This window comes from Halobacillus seohaensis, from assembly GCF_042663045.1.
GTDB lineage: Bacteria > Bacillota > Bacilli > Bacillales > Halobacillaceae > Halobacillus_A > Halobacillus_A seohaensis.
Window position 1 is genome coordinate 241,845 of record NZ_JBHSZV010000004.1, and the last position, 23,716, is coordinate 265,560.

22 protein-coding genes are annotated in these 23,716 nt (G+C 38.5%); 1 reads left to right on the forward strand and 21 read right to left on the reverse strand.

Annotated features, from left to right (window positions below):
- Nucleotides 1-86: 86 nt before the first annotated feature.
- The 11 genes from ACFQIC_RS01510 to ACFQIC_RS01560 form a co-directional block, all read right to left on the reverse strand.
- Nucleotides 87-1,355: a PucR family transcriptional regulator gene (locus tag ACFQIC_RS01510; RefSeq protein WP_204706592.1), complete on the reverse strand. Its 1,269-nt coding sequence runs from the start codon at nucleotides 1,353-1,355 to the stop codon at nucleotides 87-89.
- A gap of 170 nt (nucleotides 1,356-1,525) precedes the next feature.
- Entirely contained in the window at nucleotides 1,526-3,073 is a 1,548-nt protein-coding gene (gene pruA / locus ACFQIC_RS01515) for an L-glutamate gamma-semialdehyde dehydrogenase (RefSeq protein WP_204706594.1), read from the reverse strand.
- Nucleotides 3,074-3,103: 30 nt separating this feature from the next.
- Nucleotides 3,104-3,973, reverse strand: a complete 870-nt coding sequence (locus tag ACFQIC_RS01520) for a proline dehydrogenase family protein (RefSeq protein ID WP_390216902.1) — start codon at nucleotides 3,971-3,973, stop codon at nucleotides 3,104-3,106.
- A 399-nt stretch (nucleotides 3,974-4,372) separates the two neighbouring features.
- Nucleotides 4,373-4,681: a MerR family transcriptional regulator gene (locus ACFQIC_RS01525; RefSeq protein ID WP_204706598.1), complete on the reverse strand. Its 309-nt coding sequence runs from the start codon at nucleotides 4,679-4,681 to the stop codon at nucleotides 4,373-4,375.
- Between the two features lie 50 nt (nucleotides 4,682-4,731).
- On the reverse strand, nucleotides 4,732-4,947 hold the full coding sequence (locus ACFQIC_RS01530; protein ID WP_204706600.1) for a hypothetical protein: 216 nt from the start codon (nucleotides 4,945-4,947) through the stop codon (nucleotides 4,732-4,734).
- Between the two features lie 611 nt (nucleotides 4,948-5,558).
- Complete coding sequence (locus ACFQIC_RS01535) at nucleotides 5,559-6,125, reverse strand: beta-class carbonic anhydrase (protein ID WP_204706602.1); 567 nt, start codon at nucleotides 6,123-6,125, stop codon at nucleotides 5,559-5,561.
- Nucleotides 6,126-6,570: 445 nt separating this feature from the next.
- Nucleotides 6,571-7,815 (reverse strand): DNA polymerase IV, encoded by a 1,245-nt coding sequence (locus ACFQIC_RS01540; protein ID WP_204706604.1) that lies wholly within the window; start codon nucleotides 7,813-7,815, stop codon nucleotides 6,571-6,573.
- Nucleotides 7,816-7,926: 111 nt separating this feature from the next.
- Nucleotides 7,927-9,054: a M20/M25/M40 family metallo-hydrolase gene (locus ACFQIC_RS01545; protein WP_204706607.1), complete on the reverse strand. Its 1,128-nt coding sequence runs from the start codon at nucleotides 9,052-9,054 to the stop codon at nucleotides 7,927-7,929.
- Between the two features lie 68 nt (nucleotides 9,055-9,122).
- Nucleotides 9,123-10,670, reverse strand: a complete 1,548-nt coding sequence (locus ACFQIC_RS01550; RefSeq protein WP_204706609.1) for an acyl-CoA carboxylase subunit beta — start codon at nucleotides 10,668-10,670, stop codon at nucleotides 9,123-9,125.
- Nucleotides 10,671-10,677: 7 nt separating this feature from the next.
- On the reverse strand, nucleotides 10,678-11,490 hold the full coding sequence (mce, locus tag ACFQIC_RS01555) for a methylmalonyl-CoA epimerase (RefSeq protein ID WP_204706612.1): 813 nt from the start codon (nucleotides 11,488-11,490) through the stop codon (nucleotides 10,678-10,680).
- Nucleotides 11,491-11,505: 15 nt separating this feature from the next.
- Nucleotides 11,506-13,161, reverse strand: coding sequence for an acyl-CoA mutase large subunit family protein (locus tag ACFQIC_RS01560; protein ID WP_204706614.1), 1,656 nt, complete (start codon nucleotides 13,159-13,161; stop codon nucleotides 11,506-11,508).
- A 173-nt stretch (nucleotides 13,162-13,334) separates the two neighbouring features.
- On the opposite strand from ACFQIC_RS01560, the gene prli42 reads away from it, so the two are divergent.
- Nucleotides 13,335-13,466 (forward strand): stressosome-associated protein Prli42, encoded by a 132-nt coding sequence (gene prli42 / locus ACFQIC_RS01565; RefSeq protein ID WP_204706616.1) that lies wholly within the window; start codon nucleotides 13,335-13,337, stop codon nucleotides 13,464-13,466.
- Nucleotides 13,467-13,666: 200 nt separating this feature from the next.
- Here prli42 and ACFQIC_RS01570 read toward each other — a convergent pair whose 3' ends face one another.
- From ACFQIC_RS01570 to yqiS, 10 genes are all read right to left on the reverse strand, one after another.
- A complete protein-coding gene (locus tag ACFQIC_RS01570; RefSeq protein ID WP_204706618.1) occupies nucleotides 13,667-14,179 on the reverse strand; it encodes a L,D-transpeptidase in 513 nt (170 codons plus the stop codon).
- Between the two features lie 41 nt (nucleotides 14,180-14,220).
- Nucleotides 14,221-15,171 carry an aromatic acid exporter family protein gene (locus ACFQIC_RS01575; protein WP_204706620.1) on the reverse strand — a complete coding sequence of 317 codons (951 nt, stop codon included), beginning with the start codon at nucleotides 15,169-15,171 and terminating at the stop codon, nucleotides 14,221-14,223.
- Nucleotides 15,172-15,254: 83 nt separating this feature from the next.
- Entirely contained in the window at nucleotides 15,255-15,689 is a 435-nt protein-coding gene (locus ACFQIC_RS01580; protein ID WP_204706622.1) for a BrxA/BrxB family bacilliredoxin, read from the reverse strand.
- 130 nt (nucleotides 15,690-15,819) lie between these two features.
- Complete coding sequence (locus tag ACFQIC_RS01585; RefSeq protein ID WP_204706625.1) at nucleotides 15,820-17,112, reverse strand: dihydrolipoamide acetyltransferase family protein; 1,293 nt, start codon at nucleotides 17,110-17,112, stop codon at nucleotides 15,820-15,822.
- An 18-nt stretch (nucleotides 17,113-17,130) separates the two neighbouring features.
- Nucleotides 17,131-18,114 (reverse strand): alpha-ketoacid dehydrogenase subunit beta, encoded by a 984-nt coding sequence (locus ACFQIC_RS01590; RefSeq protein ID WP_204706627.1) that lies wholly within the window; start codon nucleotides 18,112-18,114, stop codon nucleotides 17,131-17,133.
- Nucleotides 18,115-18,129: 15 nt separating this feature from the next.
- On the reverse strand, nucleotides 18,130-19,068 hold the full coding sequence (locus tag ACFQIC_RS01595) for a thiamine pyrophosphate-dependent dehydrogenase E1 component subunit alpha (protein WP_204707553.1): 939 nt from the start codon (nucleotides 19,066-19,068) through the stop codon (nucleotides 18,130-18,132).
- Between the two features lie 75 nt (nucleotides 19,069-19,143).
- Nucleotides 19,144-20,565 carry a dihydrolipoyl dehydrogenase gene (gene lpdA / locus ACFQIC_RS01600; protein ID WP_204706629.1) on the reverse strand — a complete coding sequence of 474 codons (1,422 nt, stop codon included), beginning with the start codon at nucleotides 20,563-20,565 and terminating at the stop codon, nucleotides 19,144-19,146.
- 16 nt (nucleotides 20,566-20,581) lie between these two features.
- Complete coding sequence (gene buk, locus ACFQIC_RS01605; protein ID WP_390216903.1) at nucleotides 20,582-21,667, reverse strand: butyrate kinase; 1,086 nt, start codon at nucleotides 21,665-21,667, stop codon at nucleotides 20,582-20,584.
- A gap of 20 nt (nucleotides 21,668-21,687) precedes the next feature.
- Nucleotides 21,688-22,782 carry a branched-chain amino acid dehydrogenase gene (gene bcd, locus ACFQIC_RS01610; RefSeq protein WP_204706634.1) on the reverse strand — a complete coding sequence of 365 codons (1,095 nt, stop codon included), beginning with the start codon at nucleotides 22,780-22,782 and terminating at the stop codon, nucleotides 21,688-21,690.
- An 18-nt stretch (nucleotides 22,783-22,800) separates the two neighbouring features.
- Nucleotides 22,801-23,682 (reverse strand): phosphate butyryltransferase, encoded by an 882-nt coding sequence (yqiS, locus tag ACFQIC_RS01615; protein WP_204706636.1) that lies wholly within the window; start codon nucleotides 23,680-23,682, stop codon nucleotides 22,801-22,803.
- Between the last annotated feature and the right edge of the window lie 34 nt (nucleotides 23,683-23,716).

Here is a 23,716-nt window from a genome sequence, read left to right on the forward strand (position 1 = left end):
GCTAATTCGACAAGATTATTATTTATTGTTTAGTGCTCTTAACACGTTAGCTTTTTGCTCCGAGCACTTTTTGAACTTTTTTCTTTTTATATCTTGAGTGCTTCTTTATAACGTTGATAATAAGCTTTCACGTTGTTTAATAGCAGCAACTCAGTATAAAGATAGCTTTTCATATTAAAATCATTAAAGTCAATATTAGTCAATTCTTGGATTTGTTTAATCCGATAATTGAGGGTATTAGGGTGTATAAACAACTGATTAGCTGTTTGTTTTCCTTTCCCATTGTTTGCTAAATAAACTTCGAGTGTGCGAAGTAAGTTCGTTTGTTTTCCCGTATCATTGTGAATTAATCCCAGTAAGTCTTCACTATAATAATCCTCTGATCTATTTTTTTCATAAAGAGTTGCCAAATAACGATAGATTCCAAGTTTAGCGAACTCCCGAGGCATCGACTCCGGTCTAGGAGTAATAAAGTTGGCTGTCTCAATAACTTCTAATGCTTCAAGAAAGCTTTTTCTTAGAGCATATAACATTGTATACTCTTTTCCTACTCCTATTAAAAAGTTATAAAATTTCTCCTCACCTGTTTCACGCTTTACATTTTCAATCAATTCTCTTGCCAGATCTAGTGAGGAAAACTCCTTATTTGGATCACTGGAAAGCATCAATATCATTTGAAATTCAGTTTTTAAATAATGTATTTGCTTTACACTAGGAGAATTTTGAATAACTTTTTCTAAATAATCCAGCATATATTTATGCTTTGGTGTTGTTACTGAAAAAACAACCACAGAAAACCTCTCAGGCAAGACAAGATTAGCTAATGAAGCGTCATGACGAATTTGACTTTCACTACCGTATTCATGATGTAGCATTTTCCATAATAAGTCCTCCCTTCTCCCTTCTTTTGCATTTATCCGAGCATACACGTCATAAATCAGTTTTCCTAAATGTGGTGTAATCTCTTCTAAAAATGTTAATTCTTCTGCTTTTAGGAGTCTATTAGATTCTTGAACCCATATATATCCCATTGTATGTCCAAGATGTTTAGCAGAAATCACAACCCGTTGATGAAAACCCAGTTCTTCAATTGGATGAATGCGAATAGGATCGGGACGTTTTTCAAGTCGTTGTACAATGCCTTCTTTTTTCAAACGTTCAATAATAAAAACAGGACATTTCTTGGATAAAATCGTCTTTTGTTGAGTTTGGTCGAACTCATCAAAAGAGGAACTATAGGAAATTAATTCAAAGTTTTTATTTTCGATTATTACAGGCTTTCTTAACTTCGAACTGATCAGCTCTGTGGCTTTATGAATATCCTCTACTTGAAGGATTAACTCTTTTACTTCCATATAAATCATTACCTTTCCAAGTAGTCTTTTCTTACTATATCATTTGACTAGTTATTCACTATTATAGCGAGTTATCATAGAAAGAAAAAGTAAAAGATTATTAGACCACACATAAACAAACAAAAAAGCTCTCCCAAAATGGGAGAGCTCTTAAAAAACTTATAAGTTTACTAGAATTTTTCGGAGATCGTTTTCGCTTGCATATGCAGAGCAAGATAATCTGGACCTCCAGCTTTAGAATCTGTACCAGACATTTTGAATCCACCAAAAGGCTGATAGCCAACAATGGCTCCTGTACAATTACGGTTGAAATATAGGTTACCTACATGGAAGTCTCTCTTCGCTTGTTCAAGGTGATCGCGGTTATCAGAGATAACAGCTCCTGTTAAACCATATTCTGTGTTATTAGCGATTTCAATGGCCTCATCAAAGTCTTTAGCTTTTGTAAAGCATACAACGGGTCCGAATATTTCCTCTCTTTGCATGCGAGAGTCAGGAGCAAGGTCTGCAAAAACAGTTGGGTCAATAAAATATCCTTTTGAATTATCACCTTTTCCACCAGTAATGAGACGTCCTTCTTCTTTACCAATTTCAATATAACTCATTACTTTATCATAAGCGTTTTGGTCCACGACCGGCCCCATATAAACATTCTCCTCTGAAGCATTACCAACAGTCAATTTTTCAGTGCGTTCTTTCACCATTTCTAGTAACTCATCGTATACATCTTCGTGAACAACAGCACGCGAACCAGAAGAACATTTTTGACCAGAAAAGCCGAATGCAGACACTACTATGGCTTCAGCTGCGGTCTCCAAATTTGCTTTGTTGTCAACCACCACAGTATCTTTACCACCCATTTCAGCAATCACTTGTTTCAAATGCTGCTGTCCAGCTTGAATCTCAGCTGCTTTCTTAAGAATACGAGTACCAATATCACGAGATCCCGTGAAAGAGATTAATGCCGTTTTTGGATGTTCAACTAAATAATCTCCCACTTCTCGGCCGCTTCCTGGCACGAAGTTCAATACTCCTTTAGGAAGCCCAGCTTCTTCAAGTACCTCAACAAATTTAGCCGCAATTACTGGACTGTTACTTGCAGGCTTTAACACGACTGTGCTTCCAGTTACGAGCGGAGCTACAGCAGTTCCTGCCATAATAGCAAATGCCAAGTTCCAAGGCGGAATAACAACAGCAACACCAGTAGCTGTATAAATGTAACGGTTTTGTTCACCCGGACGACTTTCAATTGGTTTACCATCTTTTAACTCAAGCATTTGACGTCCATAATATTCAAGGAAATCAATAGCTTCTGCTGTATCTGCATCAGCTTCTTTCCACGGCTTACCTACTTCATACACTAGATAAGCAGAAAATTCATGCTTACGACGACGAATTATTCCTGCCGCACGGAAGAGTAGCTCAGCACGTGCTCTTTCATCCCATTTTCTCCAATCTTCAAAAGCTGTTGATGCCGCTTGGACTGCCTTCTCTGCCACCTCTTGGTTTGCTTTTGAAACAGTACCTACGACTTGCTTTGTATTGGCAGGGTTTGTCGAAACAATTTCTTGATCTGTGCGAATCCTTTGTCCATCAACTAGCAAATCATGCTTTTGACCCAGTTCTTCTTTCACTGTTTTAAGTGCTTCTTCAAAAGCTAACTTATTTTCCTCGATTGTAAAGTCTGTGAACGGTTCATGTTTATAAGCTGTTACCATAGTTCCATTCTCCTCTCTATTAGTCAAAAGTTATTTCTTAAAGATTCCTTTGATAGCAAAAGCAATATTTGCTGGTCTTTCTGCTAACCGTCTCATAAAATACCCATACCAATCTTCACCATACGGTAAATATACTCGGACAGTATAGCCTTCATTTATGAGTTTCTGCTGAGTTTGATTTCTCATTCCGTACAGCATTTGAAACTCGAATTGATCTTTTGAAATATTGTGCTTTTTCGCCAAGTTTTTTGTAAACTCAATTATAGCGTCGTCATGACTACCAATTGCCGTATAATGACCATTTAAAACATTTTTCTCAATAAGTCGCTTTAAATTCTCATCAACCATAGGTTTATCAACAAAGGCTACTTTTCCTGATTCCTTATAAGCTCCTTTAACAAGTCTTAAATAAGGATCATAAGCATGTAAATCATCAATATCTTCATCAGAACGATAAAGATAGGATTGAATAACCGTCCCTAAGTTACTATACCTGTTTTTCAAAGTTTTATAAATTTCTAGAGTTGTTCCACTTCTTGAGGAATCCTCCATGTCGATTGTTACTGTGATCCCATATTGCTTTGCTTCTTCTAAAATGAGTTCCATATTATCCAATACTACATTTTGGCTAATATCTAATCCTAAGGAAGTTAATTTCAATGATATTTCTGAATTTAATTGATGATGAGCAATGGCTTGAATACTTTCAATACACTCCTGTGTACGCTCCCGTGCTTCTTTTTCAGAATTCACAAATTCCCCTAAATGATCAACGGTAACTTGCAATCCCTCATAGTTCAACTGCTTAATTAACGGAATTGCTTGGGAGAATGTCTCCCCTCCTACAATCTTGTCAGCCCCAAATCTAGAACCAAATCGCTTTGCTAAGCGATCTAACATTCTGTTGTTGGAAAGGTATAAGAAGAAGTTCTTACTAATGACTTCCAAGATCACCACACCCTTTCATCTACATTTATTAAACCATGTGGATTTTAAATTCATAGAATTTTATCTATTAAGAAAATTATAACTATTTTCGCCCGATTATGACAAGGTGATTGGATCACAAACATTACTCCTTCATTTTGTGCGAATAACACAATAGCGATCACTCTAATTCCTAACAAAGAAAAAACCATGGATTTTGGAAACTCCATAGTTAGCATTTTACCTTATTAAAGATGGATTTGTTTTGTGAAATCGTTGACTTTCACATTTCTTCTACCTAATTGATAATCAAACAAGGAAAACAGATAGTTTGATAGCACTTCCTCGTCAAACAAGGAATTTATACAACAATTAAAATTTCTTCATGTTGAACTGTGCATTTAATTGCCCCTGAATCATTTGATCGCGAACAGTTTTTTTCTTATTTTCATTAAGCAGTTCCTTTTTAATTTCGTAAGTTTGTATTCCTTCCTCTCTTTTATTTGCAATTTCCATGAGCAATTCGACATCTGAAAACGAATATTTTCTTGTACCTCGTTCTGTTCGTTCTGGAAAGATTAATCCACGAGATTCATAGTATCGAATCATTCGTGCAGATAGACCTGTTAATTCATTCACAACTCCAATCGTGATGACTTTCTTATCTCTATAAGAAGACATGATTTACTCCTTTTGCCGACCATTTAATTGATATCTTTATAGGAATCCCCTTAGGTATGATGAACTTGTTTCACCATCGCTTTTAGTTCGCTTACTGTTAACGAGCAGCTTTGCCGCTCTTTATCATCTAAAATTCCAGCGTCTATAAGTTGGTTTATATAATGGTGTTTAATCTCTTCAACTGCATTTCGTAACTGATTTGGCTCTGACACTTCCATTAACCAATTATTATCTTCTTCCAACTTAGTTCCTTTGAATGGTTCCATTTATGAAATTCCTCCTCATAATTAAACTCGATGCTAATACCAGGATTTTTACAAAAATGGAAATAACGATAGTGTTTCAAACGTTCCAAGCAATAATAACCAGCAGGGCTAAGTCTAGGTCCCACCTAGGGACTTTAAACAATACTTATTCCTCTCCTTTTTCTTTTGTTAGTATCAGCATAGAGTATTTCAATGACAATGTCAGTTATAATGTCAGAAAACCTAACACAGTTTTTTGATAACTCTGAAAATATGTAAGGAATCATAACATGTCTTACCTTTCAAAATTTTTTACCCGATAGCATACTTTTACTCTTATTGATGATTACGTTCATTTCAATAATGATAAGGAGTGAAGAGGAACGATGAGACTGCTGTGGAATACGGATGAGTTAGAGACACCGCACAGATCGAGAAGGTTTGACCAGTACGTCATTCGTCCGCGGGAAAGCGAATCGCCCCTAAGCCCCTTTATCTGTTTCTAACAACGGAACTATGATTCTATTCTTATGATATTTCTCAACACAAAAAAGCAGTTCAATTCATGTGCGAATTGAACTGCTACTCTTAATAACCCTACTTACAAATTAATGAACAGTGTTTAAACTGAGTCACACTTCTTGATAACCATTTAGAATTCTATTTAACTTTCCTGTTTCAGGATCAATAACTAGCCCGTGGACAGGTAAATCTCTCGGCATAAGTGGATGATTATGAATCACATCCGCACTTTGTTTCACACTGTCTTCTACACAGTCAAAGCCTTTTAGAAACTTTTCAAAGTCAACTCCAGAATACCTTAGGGTTTCTAACTTCTCTTCTGACACACCTCGGTTTTTCACCTTTTCGATAAGGTTTTCAGCTTTTAAGCTAGCCATACCACAGTCATAGTGACCGATCACACAAACTTCCTCTGCTTCTAGTTCATACACAGCTAAAAGAACACTTCTCATAATACTTCCAAACGGGTGAGAAACCACTGCACCAGCGGTTTTTATAATCTTAACGTCACCATTTCCAACATTTAAAGCTTTTGGAAGCAATTCTACTAAACGAGTATCCATGCAAGAAATAATAACTAGCTTTTTATTAGGTAACTTACCTTTTTGGTATTTCACATACTCTTTGTTCTCTACGAACTCTTCATTAAAAGCTAAAATTTCATCTACTACTTTCATACAGCATCCACCTTTACCTATTTATTAAATCTCAATTGTTATTTAGTTTACAGTTTTTATACCTAATTGAAAAGTAGAAAACAAAATATTCTACTTCTGGTTGGCTTCCAATCTCTCTATGCCTTTTAGTGGCAAGCAGATAAACTTAAAATCAGGACTTTATTCGTAGGTTAAATCAATCCTTTTCCTTCGTTTCTGCCTTGCCATAATGGGAATAAAAACATATACCACTTCAAATACAATCAGTACAACAGTCCTACTCCCAGCTTGAGTATGTATACATTAAAGAAGGAGGTGCCCGCTATGAGTAAACTACGTTCAATCCTTTATAAGACAGCTCTTTAAAACATTATTCCTTCAGAACTTAAAAAAACCCTCGAACATCGATTAATGCATTGTCGAAGGTAGATATATTAGTGTTCATATTTGAATAACAACAAATCTTCTACTTCTTATAATCATCCAAGAAATCTTTCTGGAAACTTGTCGTGACATTGTGATCAGTGGAATCTTTCAAGGTTCGAAAAGTGTTTTTTCCATACTTCTCTGTCAATGTCTCTATGACCTTGTATAATTTTTCCTTGCTCGCATACTGTTCATAATTGAAAAGGTCTAGTTGCTGTGTGACCTCAGACTTCTCAGCTAAGTCTTGTGCAGTCACACCTAATAACCTCACGGGAGTTTGATTCCAATGTTTATCGAAAAGCTCGACAGCCATTTGAAATAATTCATCGCTTGTACCAATAAAATCCTGTAATTGCTTACTTCTAGTTACGGTTCTCCTATCATGATAACGAATTGTCAATTGAACGTTTTTTGCTAATACACTTTTGTTTTTCATTCTAGCTTCCACTTTGTTCACTAAACGGCGAAACACTTGGCGAATTTCTAGATCATCCGTTGTGTCTTGAGCCAGCGTAGTTGATGTTCCAATTCTCTTAAATTCGTGAACAGCATCAGGATCAACAACACGATCATCAATTCCATTTGCACGGTTTATAAGTCGCTCTCCGTTTATTCCTAATAAATTTTTTAATTCAAATACGGGGTGGCTAGCTAGATCTCCAATCGTTTTAATATTAATTTTTCGTAATTTCTCAGCTGTCTTCTTGCCTACTCCGTACATTTCTTCTATAGGTAATATCCACAATTGTTGAGGTAAATACCTTTTCCTTAATATTGTTATGCCCATAGGTTTTTTCATATCGGAAGCCATTTTAGCTAAAAATTTATTTGGCGCAATGCCTATGCTACAGGGTAAATCTAATTCTTTCTGAATTCGATTTTGAATCTTTTCGGCAATTTCAGGTGGTGAACCTTGTTCATGGCACCCGGTAATATCCATATATCCTTCATCAATCGAAACAGGTTGAACAACATCAGTTACGTTTGCAAGGATTTTGAACATTTCTTTGGAAGCTGTTCGATAACGTTCAAAAGTTGGCTGCATCACAATTAAATCTGGACACAGTCGCTTTGCTTCCCCAACGAGCATGGTGGTCTTCACACCATACCTTCTAGCTTCATAGCTACTTGTAACGACGATTCCCCTACGTTCTTCAGGGTTTCCGGCAATGGCTAATGGCTTCCCTTTTAGTGAAGGATCAAATGCCATTTCCACAGAAGCGTAAAAACTGTTCATATCCACATGAAAAATGACCCTGCCATTTTTCGGGTACCATTTTGACATGTAATCCTTCCTTTTCGAACGGTTGTTCTTATATTGTAACATAATTTGTCGCGATCAAAATTACAAAAAATATTAAAAACAGTCATGTTTTATCACATGACTGTTTCGAAACTACTGTTCTCCTGCTTCTATGATAATAGCTGATACCAATTCTGCTATCTTTTCTAATTCAGCAACAGGTATTTTCTCATTTGTCGTATGAATTTCTTCATAACCAACAGCTAAGTTTACAGTGGGGATATCAAATCCTGCAATAATGTTAGCATCACTTCCTCCACCACTGGTCAACAGCTCGCTTTCTCGTCCGATTTTATTTGCCGCCGCTCGAGCTACTTCTACAACTTGATCTCCAGCTTCATGTTTAAAACCAGGATACATAATTTCAATCTTCAGCTCAACTTCCCCGCCCATTTCTTCAGCAGTTTCAGTAAACGCTTGTTTCATTTTTTCCACTTGGGCTTCCATTTTTTCAGGAACTAACGAACGAGCTTCAGCTAAAATTTCTACGTGATCGCATACGATATTTGTTTGTTGGCCACCCTCAAAACGACCAATATTTGCTGTTGTTTCTTCATCAATCCGCCCTAGAGGCATTTTTGCTACGGCTTTTGAAGCAAGCGTGATGGCAGAGACTCCTTTTTCAGGTGCTACACCAGCATGAGCTGTTTGGCCTTTCACAACGGCATTGACTTTAGCTTGCGTTGGAGCTGCAATAATAATGTTCCCAACTTTTCCATTACTATCAATTGCATAACCATATTTTGCCTGTAAGTGTTTGCTGTCAAGTGCTTTTGCGCCCACAAGTCCACTTTCTTCACCAACTGTAATGATGAATTGCAAATCACCATGTTCAACATTTTGTTCTTGAAGACTGCGGATCGCTTCCAAAATCGCCGCTAAACCTGCTTTATCATCTGCCCCAAGAATTGTAGAACCGTCTGTTACTATATAGCCGTCTTTCACAGAAGGATTGACCCCAATTCCTGGTACTACGGTATCCATGTGGGAAGTAAAATAAATCGTATCAGCATCACTCTTTGTACCTTTTAAATTACAAATTAAATTCCCTGCTCCATGACCAGTCTTAGACTTTGCATCGTCTTCAATGACTTCAACCCCCAAATCCTTAAATTTCTTTGTTAATACCTTTGCAATCTTTGCTTCATCTTTAGTTTCTGAATCAATTTTAACCAATTCTATAAACTCTTTTAATAAACGTTCTTTGTTAATTCTCACCATCTATAGGTTCCCCCTTCTATGTAACCGTGTCCACTTAGTACGTTAGCGGAACACATTAGGCGTGTCAATTATAGCGGGATATTTCCATGCTTTTTATACGGACGGTCTTCGTGTTTGTTTTTCAACATATCTAAAGCATTAATTAGGGTCAATCGCGTTTCGCGAGGATCGATCACGTCATCAACCATACCTAACCCTGCAGCCACATAAGGATTTGCGAATTTTTCTCGATATTCATTAATTTTTTCTTGCTTTTTTTCTTCAGGATTTTCACTTTCTCGAATATCTTTGGCAAAAATGATATTCGCAGCCCCTTCAGGACCCATAACCGCAATCTCTGCATTCGGCCAAGCATATACAAGGTCTGCCCCTATAGATTTACTGTTTAAAGCAACATAAGCTCCTCCATAAGCTTTTCTCGTAATAACCGTTAGCTTGGGAACAGTTGCTTCAGAATAAGCGTACAAAATCTTAGCTCCATGACGAATAATTCCCCCGTGCTCCTGTTTTATACCAGGGAAGAAGCCCGTAACATCTTCAAACGTAATGATTGGAATATTGAATGAATCACAGAAACGAATAAAACGAGCAGCTTTATCACTTGAATCAATATCAAGTCCCCCAGCCATATATTTAGGCTGATTGCAAACTAAGCCCACCGACTGACCTTTTAAACGGGCGAAACCCACGACGATATTTTTGGCAAAATCTTTATGAATCTCAAAAAAAGAATTAGTATCTACCACTTCGTCAATAATGATTCGTACATCATAAGGACGAATCGGGTCAAACGGAATCTTATCGATTATGTCCGGACAATAGTCATCATCCTCTCCTGCAGCTAATCGTGGAGGTTTCTCCTTACTATTGGGAGGCAAATAGCTGATGAGATCGCGGACTGCGTCGAGAGCCGTCGCCTCATCTTCAGTTTTAATATGGGCATTACCACTTAGTGTATTATGTACATGAGCACCACCTAAGTCTTCAGCAGAAATATTTTCACCAGTCACAGTTTCAATAACTTTAGGTCCAGTAATAAACATTTGTGATGTTTTCTCAACCATAATCACAAAGTCTGTGATAGCTGGGGAGTATACAGCCCCACCAGCACAGGGACCTAGGATCACACTAATTTGTGGAATAACTCCTGAATAGATGGAATTTCGATAAAACACTTGACCGTAGCCATCTAGCGAGGAAACACCTTCTTGTATGCGAGCTCCACCTGAATCATTCAGTCCAATAAAAGGTGTTCCATTTTTAACAGCTAAATCCATGGCTGCTGCAATTTTCTTTGCATGCATTTCTCCAAGGGCTCCGCCAAATACAGTAAAATCTTGAGCAAATAAATAAATTGGACGTCCTTGAATTTTTCCAAACCCTGTGACTACACCTTCTCCTGGTGCGTCTTTTCCATTCATCCCGAAATCATCATGACGGTGTTCGACAAAAGGGTTCAGTTCAATAAAACTATCTTTATCAACTAAATAGTCAATTCGTTCCCTAGCTGTCCATTTACCTTTTTCGTGTTGTTTTTCGATGCGTTCGTCTCCGCCACCTAATTGTACTTGTCTACGTTTATCATAAAGTTCAGAAATTTTATCATAAATATCCATGTTGTTTTCAGTCCTCCTGTTTCGGTTGACATAACTCATACATAACGCCCCCGCCTGCTTTTGGATGTAAGAAAGCAATTTGGCTGTTATGGGCTCCCTCTTTCGGTTCATCATGAATAAGCTTAACGCCTTCTTCTTTATACTGCTGTAATCGCTTGTCGATATTATCAACCTCTAAGGCAATATGATGTATACCTTCACCTTTATTATTAATAAACTTACGAATAGGGGAACGATCATCAGTCGGTTCTAACAGTTCGATTTTTGTCTCGCCAATTGGCAAAAATGCAACACGGACTTGTTCCGACACAACTTCCTCCACTGCTTCAATTTGCAACCCTAATGTATTCTGATAAAAAGGAAGAGCCAATTCTAGGCTTTCCACTGCAATGCCGATATGGGAGATTTTTTTAGGTGGCTGTCTCGTTTCATGATTCATCATTTGCTTGATGAAAAGAGCTATTGAGTCAGTATGTGAGCCGCTTGTAAAAATTTTTGTTACTCCTTTTTCTTCTAAGTAAGTGATATCTTCTGCAGGGATAACCCCTCCAGCAATCACAGGGATATCTGAAGCAGCTTCATTCGCAAGCGCTTCTACCACTTTAGGAAAAAGAGATCTATGCGCTCCTGAAAGAGAAGATAAACCAACTACATCCACATCCTCTTGCACCGCGGCCCTTGCAATTTGTATAGGGGATTGCCGTAATCCTGTATAAATAACCTCCATTCCATGATCACGTAGCGCCTGAGCAATTATTAAAGCACCACGGTCATGTCCATCTAAGCCTGGTTTCGCTATAAGTACACGTATAGGTTTCATGTCATCTTCATCCTCCTACATTCCCGAATATTCACCAAATTCATTTCTTAGTACGTTGGCAATTTCACCAACAGTTGCGTAAGCTTTCACCGCTTCTACAATATATGGCATTACATTTTCATTTGACATGGCTGCTTGTTTCAAACCTTGCAGGCATTTATCTACATTCTTTTGATTACGTGCACTACGGATCTGCTGAGTTCGTTCAATTTGTCCCGCTTCTAATTGTTCATCCACTCTTAATAAATCCGGATTTATCTCTTCTTCAAGTTTATACTCATTTAAACCAACTATTATCTCTTCTTTTGATTCCATACGTTTCTGGGCATCATAAGCAGCCTGATGAATTTCTCGCTGCATATACCCTTCTTCCACAGCTTGCACAGCTCCCCCCATTTTTTCAATTCGATTCAAATAATCATTCACTTGTTCCTCAATTTTATCTGTTAACGCTTCCACATAATACGATCCACCAAGAGGGTCAACTGTATCAGCTACCCCACTCTCCTGAGCAATTATTTGCTGGGTCCTTAGTGCAATGCGGGCAGAATCTTCCGTAGGCAACGCGAGAGCTTCATCTTTAGAATTTGTGTGAAGACTTTGCGTTCCTCCCATCACAGCTGCCAAGGCCTGCATCGTCACTCTCACAATATTATTATCCGGCTGTTGAGCTGTGAGTGTGCTACCGCCTGTTTGAGTATGAAAACGCATTTTCCAACTTCTTTGGTCTTTGGCTTTGAAGTGATCTTTCATAATTTTAGCCCAAATTCTACGGGCTGCACGGTATTTAGCAGCTTCTTCAAAAAATTGATTGTGCGCATTAAAAAAGAAGGCAAGTCTCGGTGCAAACTTATCAACTTCAAGCCCAGCTTCAATTGCTGCTTCTACGTAAGCTACACCATTTGCTATGGTAAAGGCCACTTCTTGCACCGCCGTTGAGCCCGCTTCGCGAATATGATAACCTGATATGCTAATCGTATTGAATTTAGGAAGATTTTTTTGACAATACGCAAAAATATCTGTAATTAGTCGCATCGATGGTTTTGGAGGATAAATATATGTACCTCTTGCAATATATTCTTTTAAGATGTCGTTTTGAATAGTTCCTGTTAGCTGACCAGGCTCCACCCCTTGCTTTTCGCCAACTGCAATATACATAGCAAGCAAAATGGATGCTGGTGCATTGATCGTCATCGATGTGCTTACTTCATGAAGCGGAATTTGGTCAAATAGTAATTCCATATCTTTTAATGAATCAATAGCTACGCCTACTTTTCCAACCTCTCCTTCAGCCATAGGATCATCTGAATCATAGCCAATTTGTGTAGGTAAATCGAAAGCTACAGATAGACCTGTTTGTCCCTGTTTTAATAAGTAGCGAAAACGCTCATTCGTTTCACTAGCTGATCCAAACCCTGCATATTGTCGCATCGTCCAATATCGACTACGATACATTGTAGGCTGGATTCCCCGAGTATAGGGAAACTGGCCAGGATACCCTAGCCCTTCTTCATAAGTTTGTGAATTATGATTAGGAGTATATAAATTTTCAACCTCAATATCAGAGCTAGTATGAAACTTCTCCTTACGTTCAGGAAATTTTTGAACCACTTTCTCTACATCACTTTCCCATTTTTCCTTACGTGATTGATTTTTATATGAATCACTCATACTGTCTCCCCCTAGATAAAACATTCTCCTTTTAGCATACCAGAAATAAAGCGCTTACGTTTCTAAAAATTAATTTAATTCTTAATAATAGTTTAATCCATTTTCCTCCCTTGTCCAAATCATATATTTCATTTAGAATGTGACTAGGAATATATGAAGGAGGTTACAACACCTTGGCTATTCAAAATCAACCAACTAAAAGGAAAAAGTCGAAGCGTGAGAAACGTACGAAGTTCATTGTTTATTTAATGATTATTTCCATGTTTCTATCAACCCTTCTCGCTGGGGCCAGTTTCTTTTTATAAAATATTAATTAGTTTCAGAATAAAGGCGGGCTTCTAAGCTCGCTTTTTTATTTTGTGTCTTCTGGTTCGCTCGCTGAAAGAGATTAGATATCAGATTCCCATCAGATCAACAATACCACCCCTGATCATTTATATCTTAATATTACTGTAAGTTAAGATAGCCTCAAAAAAACCGAACGCTAGTAGCGTTCGGTTTTACATTATTTAAGGTATTTTTCCCACTTAGTTCTTTCCCACTCTTCATAAATCTGTTCATAGTTAGGGGAGTTTTTCGTAATAATTATTTCTGAATCCTCCTCTACTAATGTGTAAAGCTTCTCTACTTCTGAATTACTCATACGAATGCACCCAGCTGAAACTGCTTTCCCGATAGATGAGGGGTTGTTTGTTCCATGAACACCGTAAGTTCGCCCATCGGTCTCTTTGGCATCAAATCCGATCCATCGACTTCCTAATGGGTTCTTAGGGTCTCCTCCTGGGATGTCCTTTTTACGGTAGTAAGGTTCAATAGCCTTTACTTTTACATCAAATAGTCCTTCAGGAGTTAATTCTTCGGATTTTCCTGTAGCTACATCTGCTTTAAAAATTTGTTCACCATGCTTATAAAGCACTAGTTCATGGGATGATTTATCAACAACCATTAACGTGTCTCCCGTTAAAACGGGAGACATAACTAAACTCATTAACAAAATAACAGGACTTAATAGAGGCATATAATTCACCCTTTTTCAAAGTATCCCTCTATACTTGTTTCCTATACATCACTCTTCTTAAAGGATCGTTTAAAGATTAAATATTGCTCTATTTCATTTAATAAATGGAACAAACTTGCTCTAATCTCAAATTCTTCGCGTGTTGTAGGGAGGTCAATCTTTCTGAATTCATCCCGTATCTCTTTTAAGTTTTGCAAGTGAATCACAGCCGTGTTTCCAGGATGGATACTTTCTGATAACTCATCAAAGAAACCCGCTACTTTTCTAGCATGTTTATTTGTGCCGGAAATTCTAGTCACAAGGGGGAGCATTCGTTCTAGTAGCTCGAACTGTTTCGTTCTCATATGAAAATAATGATAATATCGATTATGGGTACGAAGTAGATGATTTTCTACGTCACGAAATGATAAGGATTTGGCTTCTTCCAACAAAGAAGCTGTCTCAGTGACTTCTTTCCCTATCCATCCTTCATTCCCATCTCGCAGGAAACTAGCCAATTCTTTAAGTATAATTGAAAAATTGCCTTCAATTTTATTTTGATACTTTTCTAACGTCCCTTCTAGGCTAGGCATGTAAAGATTAAGTAACAAGGCCGTGCCGATCCCAACAGTGATCAATATTATTTCATTCCAAATGATATTCAAATCAATGGATCCTGACATATATAGATGAAGAATAATAACTGAGCTTGTGACAATACCAGGAGTAATCTTCAACCACACGGTCGTTGGGATGAAAACAAATAACATAAATCCAATAGCTAATGGATTATAGCCAACTAGTTCAAAGAATAAAAAAGAAAAACCAATAGCAATTACACATGCAGAAAATCGATGCCAAGCGGATAAAATCGATCGTTTTCGTGTAATCTGAATACATAAAATAGTTAAAATCCCAGCAGATGCGAAGTTTTCTAACTCTAATAAAGTAGCAATCCATATTGCAAGTGGAGTTCCAACTGCTGTTTTTATTGTACGATAACCAATTTTCAAAAGATAATCACCTCATTTAGACACTTCTTTTCACGTAAAAGAGGACCTTTGTCTATAACAAAGATCCTCTTTCTTTATAATTCCTACAGTTCTTCACAGTATTCTTCAAAACCATGCTGTAATTTCTCTATCACTTCCATCGGTTCAAAACCTTCGATGTCATGACGTTCTACCATAGTTTTAATTTTCCCGTCTTTTAGGAGTGCAAATGACGGAGAGGAAGGTGGATAGCCTTCAAAAAATTCACGGGCACGTTCAGTAGCTTCTCGGTCTTGACCAGCAAAAACAGTAACTAACTGATCAGGTCGTTTATCATAATGAATAGCGTGTGAAGCTGCCGGGCGTGCAATACCACCAGCACAACCACACACTGAATTAATCATCACTAGTGTTGTTCCTTGTTGGTTGAATGCTTCGTCCACTTGCTCAGGACTCGTTAATTCTGTATATCCAGCTTGTCTAATCTCATCTCGTGCCTGAGTAACTACGTCATTCATAATATTAAAATCCATATACATGGCCCCTTTTCTTTAAGTACTATCCACAGTTTACCAAGATTTCATGGTCCTTTCAATTCAGAAAAATAACCTCTAAAAAAACGAAGCTTTAATCTATGCGAAAAACCCCCAGTAAAAAGAGGTTTCCTAGTTAATAAACGGATGTATGTTCTTTAGTCATTTTTTCTAAAATTTCCTTCAGTCGTGCAAGGAAGTTTCCAACAACAAGCCCATCTAACACACGATGATCTAGAGATATACATAGATTCACCATATCACGAGGACCAAACATCCCATCTTGAAATACAGGTTTTTTTACAATGGATTCAACTTGTAGGATCGCTGCTTGAGGATGGTTTATGACTCCCATCGATTGCACTGATCCAAATGATCCTGTGTTATTGACAGTAAAAGTTCCGCCTTCCATGTCTTTAGATGTCAACTTTCCTTGACGTGCTTTGTTCGCTACATCATTTATGTCGCGAGCAATGCCTTTAATGCTTTTTTCATCTGCATTCTTAATAACAGGAACAAAAAGCTCATCATCTTTAGCCACAGCGATATTTAAATTAATCGCTTTCCGTTGGATGATCTTATCTCCTGCCCATGTGCTATTTAGTTGAGGATACTCTTTAAGAGCTTGAGCTACGGCTTTAACAAAAAAGGAAAAATAAGTTAAGTTATATCCTTCTTTTTCTTTAAACTGGTTCTTTAGCGAATTACGTAGTTCTACTAAGTTAGTCACATCAACTTCTACCATCATCCAAGCATGCGGTATTTCAGTTGTTGATTTCACCATATTTTGGGCGATTGCTTTTCTTACTCCAGTAACAGGAATCTCCACATCTCCCTCAGCTGTTTCCACGTTCTGCGAAACTTGAGAGTGACCAGAAGAACTTAGTTGTTCTTGTGCTCGAGCAGGTTTACTTTCAGTAGGCTTTGGTATTTCACCGGATTCAATAATTTTTTCTATATCTTTTCTAGTGATACGTCCACCTTTACCAGAACCTTCTACCTGCGTTAAGTCAATATCGTGTTCTTGAGCCATCGTCATAACTGCTGGAGAAAAACGTTTTTTCTCACTGTCCGAACGTTTAACGGAATTCCTCTCAGAAAAATCAGTAGGAATAGTTTCTTGCTGTGAAGAAGAGGCTTCTTTCTCCACAGTATCAGTTGTTTCTTCCGTTTCTGTTGAACCCTGACCTTCTACTTCGATGTAGCACATTAATTCTCCTACAGCAATTGTATCATCTTCCTGAGCAACAAGTTCTTTGATTGTCCCCGTAAAAGAAGACGGTACTTCTGCATTCACTTTATCAGTCATCACTTCAGCGATGGGGTCATATTTGTTAACAGTATCTCCAGGTTGAATGAGCCAAGAACTAATCGTTCCTTCGGTTACACTCTCCCCAAGCTGAGGCATATTAATTTTCTCTAATCCCACAGGAATTCCTCCTATACATTAAAATTCCGCTAAATCACGCATAGATTTTTCGACTTTATCAGGATTCATCATGAAATATTTCTCCATGGTCGGTGCGTATGGCATAGATGGAATATCCGGTCCAGCTAAGCGTTTAACCGGGGCATCAAGCTCAAATAAGCAGTTTTCACTAATAATCGCAGAGACTTCTGAAATAATTCCACCCTCTTTATTGTCTTCAGTTACAAGTAGAACTTTGCCTGTTTTCGATGCAGCTTCAATTATAGCTTCTTGATCTAGCGGGTAAACCGTTCGAAGATCTAGAATGTGGGCCTCGATGCCTTCCTCTGATAATTTCTCTGCAGCCTGCAAGGCAAAATGGACACATAATCCATAAGTAATAACAGTAATATCGGATCCTTCTCTTTTAACATCTGCTTTCCCAATAGGAAGTGTATAATCTTCGTCTGGTACTTCTCCCTTAATAAGCCGGTATGCTCGTTTATGTTCAAAAAATAAAACAGGATCATTGTCACGTATTGACGCTTTTAACAGCCCTTTCACATCGTAAGGAGTCGAAGGCATAACAATTTTCAAGCCTGGTTGGTTAGCAAAAATCGCTTCTATCGATTGAGAATGATAAAGAGCACCATGCACGCCTCCGCCATAAGGAGCTCGAATCGTCATGGGTACAGACCAGTCATTATTCGATCGATATCGAATTTTAGCTGCTTCAGAAATAATTTGGTTAACCGCTGGCATAATAAAGTCAGCAAATTGCATTTCAGCGACAGGACGCATTCCGTACATGGCAGCCCCGATCCCAACCCCAGCTATTGCGGACTCTGCCAATGGCGTATCTAAAACTCGGTCTTCACCAAATTGTTCATATAGCCCATCTGTAGCCCGGAAAACTCCGCCACGTTTTCCAACATCTTCCCCAAGAACAAATACTTTTTCATCACGTTGCATTTCTTCTTTCATCGCTTCTGTGACCGCTTGTATATAAGATATGATCGCCATTATTCTACTCCCTCCCTACTCTTCATAGACATAGCGCAATGAAGATTCAGCTTCAGCGTACACCGCATCTTCAGCATACTCTGTTGCTTCATTGACTAATTTGTCCAACTCTTCATTTAACTCTTTTTCTTTTTCCTCTGTTAAAATATTCTGTTCTCTCAAATAATTAGCAAAAGTAATAATGGAATCTTTCTTCTTCGCCTCATCAACCTCATCGCGCTCTCTGTAGGAACGATCATCATCATCACTAGAGTGCGGAGTAAGTCGATAGGATATAGCTTCAATTAATGAGGGCCCCTCACCTTTTCGGCCACGCTCAACTGCTTCTTTAACCACTTCATACACAGCTAGAGGATCATTTCCGTCAACCGTATAGCCTGGCATGCCATAACCTATCGCACGATCTGAGACTTTTTCACAGGCCAGTTGTTTAGATGCTGGTACCGATATCGCATATTTATTATTTTCGACCATGAAAACTACAGGCAAATTATGAACACCAGCAAAGTTCGCACCTTCGTGAAAATCTCCTTGGTTGGATGAACCTTCTCCAAAAGTAACAAATGAGACAAGATCCTTTTTCTCCATCTTGCCTGCAAGCGCAATTCCAACAGCGTGTGGAACTTGTGTGGTTACTGGAGAAGAACCCGTTACTATACGGTTTTTCTTTTGCCCAAAGTGTCCTGGCATTTGACGTCCCCCAGAGTTTGGGTCCTCTGCTTTAGCGAAACATGATAGCATTATATCTTTTGCTGTCATTCCAAACGAAAGAACCACTCCCATATCACGATAGTAAGGCAAAGCATAATCCTTATCACGATCGAGTGCATAAGAAGCACCGACTTGGGACGCCTCTTGTCCCTGGCAGGAGATCACAAATGGGATTTTTCCCGCTCGATTTAATAACCACATACGCTCATCAATTTTTCTCGCAAGCAACATTGTACGAAACATGTCTAAAACTTCTCCATCACTTAAGCCTAATGATGAATGGCGGTTTTCAGCCACAGAAATCCCTCCTTTTTTTCCTTACCCATGTATTTGGTTACCATCTACTGCCATTGCTGCTTCACCAATTGCTTCAGCAAGGGTTGGATGTGGATGAATACTTTCAGCAATTTCCCACGGTGTCGCATCTAAAACTTTAGCCAGGCCAGCTTCAGAAATCATATCAGTCACGTGGGGACCTATCATGTGTATTCCTAGTAAATCGTTAGTCTTTTTATCTGCAATTATTTTAACAAAACCATCCGTCTCTCCATACACGAGCGCCTTCCCAATTGCTTGAAAAGGAAATTTACCAACTTTTAAATCATATCCACCTTCTTTAGCTTGCTTCTCAGTCAAACCAATGCTTGCGACTTCCGGATTAGAGTAAATACAACTTGGGACCTGGTCATAATTTATAGAATGAGGATTTTGATTATCCATATGTTCAACGGCGGTAATACCCTCATGTGAAGCTACATGAGCAAGTTGCATTCCACCAATCACATCACCGATAGCATAAATATGAGACTCTTTCGTTTGATAAAATGGATTCGTTTGGATCACACCATTATTCACTTCAATGTCCGTATTCTCAAGTCCGATGTTGCTTACATTAGCAGAGCGCCCTACGGAAACCAACATACAGTCTGCTTCATAGGTAATGGTTTCTCCGTTTACTTCCGCCTTAATGGAAACTTGTCCTTCTTTCTGAAGGGATTCAGCCACAACTTTTGCACTGGCAACAACCTGAATTCCTTTTTTCTTCATCTGTTTGAGCATTTCTTTTGAGGTGTCCTCATCTTCTGTTGGTAAAATGCTTGGTAAATATTCTAACACAGTCACGTTCACTCCAAAATCAGCCAGCATGGAAGCCCACTCAATCCCAATTACTCCCCCACCAACGATAATAATTGACTCAGGAAGCTCTTGCATTTGCAAAGCTTCATCAGAGGTCATTACGTATTTCCCGTCAATTTCTAGACCAGGAAGTGATTTTGGATTTGAACCTGTTGCGATTAATACATTTTTAGGAACAAGCATTGCATTTTCTTGCCCATTATTTAGTTCTACTGAAATAGTACCAGCTGTAGGAGAGAAAATCGAGGGCCCCAATATACGGCCAAACCCTTCGAATACATCAATTTCTCCCTTTTTCATTAAATTTTGTACGCCATTATGTAACGTGTCTACAATAGACTGCTTTCGCTCTTGTACTTTCACAAAATTTAAAGTAGGAATGGATGTATCTACACCAAAATCACTAGCTTCTTTCGTTTGTCGAAAGACTTCCGCACTTCTTAACAGAGCTTTCGAGGGGATGCATCCACGATGTAAGCATGTCCCTCCCATTTCACTTTTTTCAACAATGGCAACTTTCAATCCGAGTTTCGAAGCACGGATTGCGGCTACATATCCACCAGTGCCTCCGCCTAATACGACTAAATCATATTCATCTGCCATAGTTCAAGACTCCTTTCTATTCAGCAAAGTTTGGGTAATGCTTAGGTAACTCTTCTTTATTCAGTACACGTAAAGTTCCTTCATTGAGTGCCTCTAATTCATTCTCTCCAGGATAAACGAGGACGTCTGCAATCCAACTTATACGTTTTGAAATTTCAGCGATAAAGTTCTTCCCATAGGCTAATCCACCTGTTAAAACTATCGCATTCACTTTTCCTTCGAGTACAGCACTCATACTACCAATTTCTTTTGCTATTTGATAGGCCATTGCTTCATAGATTAGCTTAGCTTTTTTATCCCCATGTTCAATCATTCTTTCAACTTCTAGCGCATCATTGGTATCCAAGTAAGCCATAAGTCCGCCCTGCCCAACAAGTTTTTTCATCATTTCTGCGCGGTAATATTGACCGGAAAAGCATAATGAGACTAAATCTCCAGCCGGAACGGTTCCTGCTCTCTCCGGTGAAAATGGTCCATCTCCATGTAAACCATTATTGACGTCTATTACACTACCGCCAGCGTGAGCACCTACCGTAATTCCGCCTCCCATATGAGTGACGATTAAACGTGACTCATTATAGCGTTGGCCTAAATCGTATGCTGCTCGTCTAGCGACCGCTTTTTGATTCAATGCATGAAAAATACTTTTTCGAGGGATTTCCGGTACGCCAGACATTCTTGCCAAGTCCTGAAGTTCATCTACTACTACTGGATCTACAATATATGCACTGATGTTTAATCCCTTAGCAATTTCATTGGCAATTATCCCTCCAAGATTTGATGCATGCTCCCCATTATAACCATTCCTTAAATCTTCTAGCATAGCACCATTAACTTCATACGTCCCTCCTTCGATCGGACGAAGTAACCCTCCCCGACCACAGACAGCACTTAACTTGCTAATGTTTATACCCTCACGGTCCAATTCTTCTAAAATTACATTCTTACGAAAATCATACTGATCAATAATTTGATGGAACTCGCTTAGTTCTTCCACTGAGTGACGAAATGTCTTTTCAAAGACAACTCGATCATTTTCAAAAACACCAATCTTCGTTGAAGTTGAACCTGGATTAATAACTAATATTCGATGTATCTTCAAAATCACTGTCCCCCGATATCCTATCGTCTGCTTAAAATATGATGGCCATTTTGTAAAAATTGACTACGCGATTTACGCATACGTTCGATGCGTTCTTCGGCCATACGATCTGCTGCTTTATATGTGGGAATATTATCCCGACGCGAAATATTAAACACTTCGGTGACATTATCATAAATTGTCTCGACCCGTTTCATCGCACGTTCTTCATTATAACCATTCAGCTCATCAGCAACATTAATAACTCCACCTGCGTTTATCACATAGTCAGGAGTATAAACCACACCTTTTTCATGCAAAATGTCACCGTGCTTCGTTTCTTTTAACTGGTTATTGGCAGCCCCAGCAATGACCTTTGCTTTTAATTGGGGGATTGTTTCATCATTTATGGTTGCACCTAGTGCACAAGGTGCATAAATATCGCAATCAACACTATAAATTTCTTCTGTACCAACAGCTTTTGCACCAAATTCATCGACAGCTTGTTGAACCGCTTCTTCATTAATATCCGTAACGATTAAATGAGCTCCTTCTTCATGTAAATGACGACATAAGGTAAATGCCACATTACCAACACCTTGAACAGCTACCGTTTTTCCTTCTAAAGAATCATCACCAAAACCCTCTTTTGCTGCAGCCTTCATACCACGGTAAACACCGTAAGCTGTAATTGGAGAGGGATCGCCAGAAGAACCAAAGGCAGGCGAAATCCCTGTAACATAATCAGTCTCTTCATGGATCAGGTCCATATCTTGAACCGTTGTTCCAACATCTTCTGCCGTAATATATCGACCGTTTAATCCTTGAATAAATCTACCAAATGCTCGGAACATGGCTTCGTTTTTATCTTCTCGTGGGTTCCCTATAATAACCGTTTTCCCACCACCAAGATTCAATCCTGCCGCAGCATTTTTATAAGTCATCCCCTTGGCTAAACGCAAAGCATCTTCAATAGCTTCTTCTTCAGATCCATAGGTCCACATGCGCGTTCCGCCAAGAGCAGGTCCTAGCGTTGTATCATGAATTGCGATTATTGCTTTTAATCCAGATGCTTCATCGTGACACAACACGAGTTGTTCATAGTCATACGTACTCATATACTTAAAAATCTCCATCAAAATTCCTCCTAGTTTTTACTGTAAGGCTAACGCTAAAGAATATAATTTACTTTCTGCTGAATCAGATCTTGAAGTCAGAATGATAGGCGCTTTGGCGCCACTAACTACAGCCGCCACCTTACCTTCTGCAAAATACATAAATGATTTATAAAGTGTATTTGCTACTTCAATCGTAGGTACCATAAGGATATCCGCAACACCCGCTACTTCTGATTTAATTCCTTTTAACTCTGCCGATTCTTTGCTTACTGCATTATCAAAAGCCAACGGTCCATCTATAATACAATGATTTATTTGTCCTCTTCGGTTCATTTGAGTCAAAGAGGCAGCGTCAATAGTGGCTGGCATTGCCGAATTTACAACTTCAACAGCAGCAATTGGTGCAACCTTTGGATTAACCCATCCGCTTTGTGTTGCAACTTCTACTGCATTTTGAATAATTTGAGCTTTTTCATCGAGGGTTGGCGCAATGTTCATAGCCGAATCAGTTAAAAAAACAAGTCGTTCTTGATTCGGTATTTCAAAAAGGGCTACATGTGATAGTACCCTGCCCGTTCGCAATCCATATTCCTTATTAAGTACTTCTTTCACTAATGATTTTGTGTCAATATGGCCTTTCATCAGGACGTGAGCTTTACCTTCTCGAACTTTCTTCACCGCTTCCTTAGCAGCATAATCATTTGAACAATTAAAAATCTCAACTTCTGATAGATCTAACTCAACATCAGAAGCCATCTGTTTAATAGTAGTTTCATTCCCCGTTAACAGAAACGTTGCTAATTTTAATTCTACAGCCTTTTTTATAGCTCGCAAAACTTCATAATCAGCTGCTTGAGCAACAGCTACTTTCTTTTCCGACCGCCCTAAGCGACAAATAAGTTCATCAAGCGTTTTCATCGGTTAACTCCTTCCATCTATTTCACATTTATAA

Coding starts and splice junctions, on each gene's coding strand:
- ACFQIC_RS01510 (WP_204706592.1), bottom strand. CDS start 1,355: ATGGAAGTAAAAGAGTTAATCCTTCAAGTAGAGGATATTCATAAAGCC.
- pruA (WP_204706594.1), bottom strand. CDS start 3,073: ATGGTAACAGCTTATAAACATGAACCGTTCACAGACTTTACAATCGAG.
- ACFQIC_RS01520 (WP_390216902.1), bottom strand. CDS start 3,973: ATGTTAGATCGCTTAGCAAAGCGATTTGGTTCTAGATTTGGGGCTGAC.
- ACFQIC_RS01525 (WP_204706598.1), bottom strand. CDS start 4,681: ATGTCTTCTTATAGAGATAAGAAAGTCATCACGATTGGAGTTGTGAAT.
- ACFQIC_RS01530 (WP_204706600.1), bottom strand. CDS start 4,947: ATGGAACCATTCAAAGGAACTAAGTTGGAAGAAGATAATAATTGGTTA.
- ACFQIC_RS01535 (WP_204706602.1), bottom strand. CDS start 6,125: ATGAAAGTAGTAGATGAAATTTTAGCTTTTAATGAAGAGTTCGTAGAG.
- ACFQIC_RS01540 (WP_204706604.1), bottom strand. CDS start 7,815: ATGTCAAAATGGTACCCGAAAAATGGCAGGGTCATTTTTCATGTGGAT.
- ACFQIC_RS01545 (WP_204706607.1), bottom strand. CDS start 9,054: ATGGTGAGAATTAACAAAGAACGTTTATTAAAAGAGTTTATAGAATTG.
- ACFQIC_RS01550 (WP_204706609.1), bottom strand. CDS start 10,670: ATGGATATTTATGATAAAATTTCTGAACTTTATGATAAACGTAGACAA.
- mce (WP_204706612.1), bottom strand. CDS start 11,490: ATGAAACCTATACGTGTACTTATAGCGAAACCAGGCTTAGATGGACAT.
- ACFQIC_RS01560 (WP_204706614.1), bottom strand. CDS start 13,161: ATGAGTGATTCATATAAAAATCAATCACGTAAGGAAAAATGGGAAAGT.
- ACFQIC_RS01570 (WP_204706618.1), bottom strand. CDS start 14,179: ATGCCTCTATTAAGTCCTGTTATTTTGTTAATGAGTTTAGTTATGTCT.
- ACFQIC_RS01580 (WP_204706622.1), bottom strand. CDS start 15,689: ATGTATATGGATTTTAATATTATGAATGACGTAGTTACTCAGGCACGA.
- ACFQIC_RS01590 (WP_204706627.1), bottom strand. CDS start 18,114: ATGGCGATCATATCTTATATACAAGCGGTCACAGAAGCGATGAAAGAA.
- ACFQIC_RS01595 (WP_204707553.1), bottom strand. CDS start 19,068: ATGTTTCGTACAATGTTGCTTGCGAGAAAAATTGATGAGCGTATGTGG.
- lpdA (WP_204706629.1), bottom strand. CDS start 20,565: ATGGCAGATGAATATGATTTAGTCGTATTAGGCGGAGGCACTGGTGGA.
- bcd (WP_204706634.1), bottom strand. CDS start 22,782: ATGGAGATTTTTAAGTATATGAGTACGTATGACTATGAACAACTCGTG.
- yqiS (WP_204706636.1), bottom strand. CDS start 23,682: ATGAAAACGCTTGATGAACTTATTTGTCGCTTAGGGCGGTCGGAAAAG.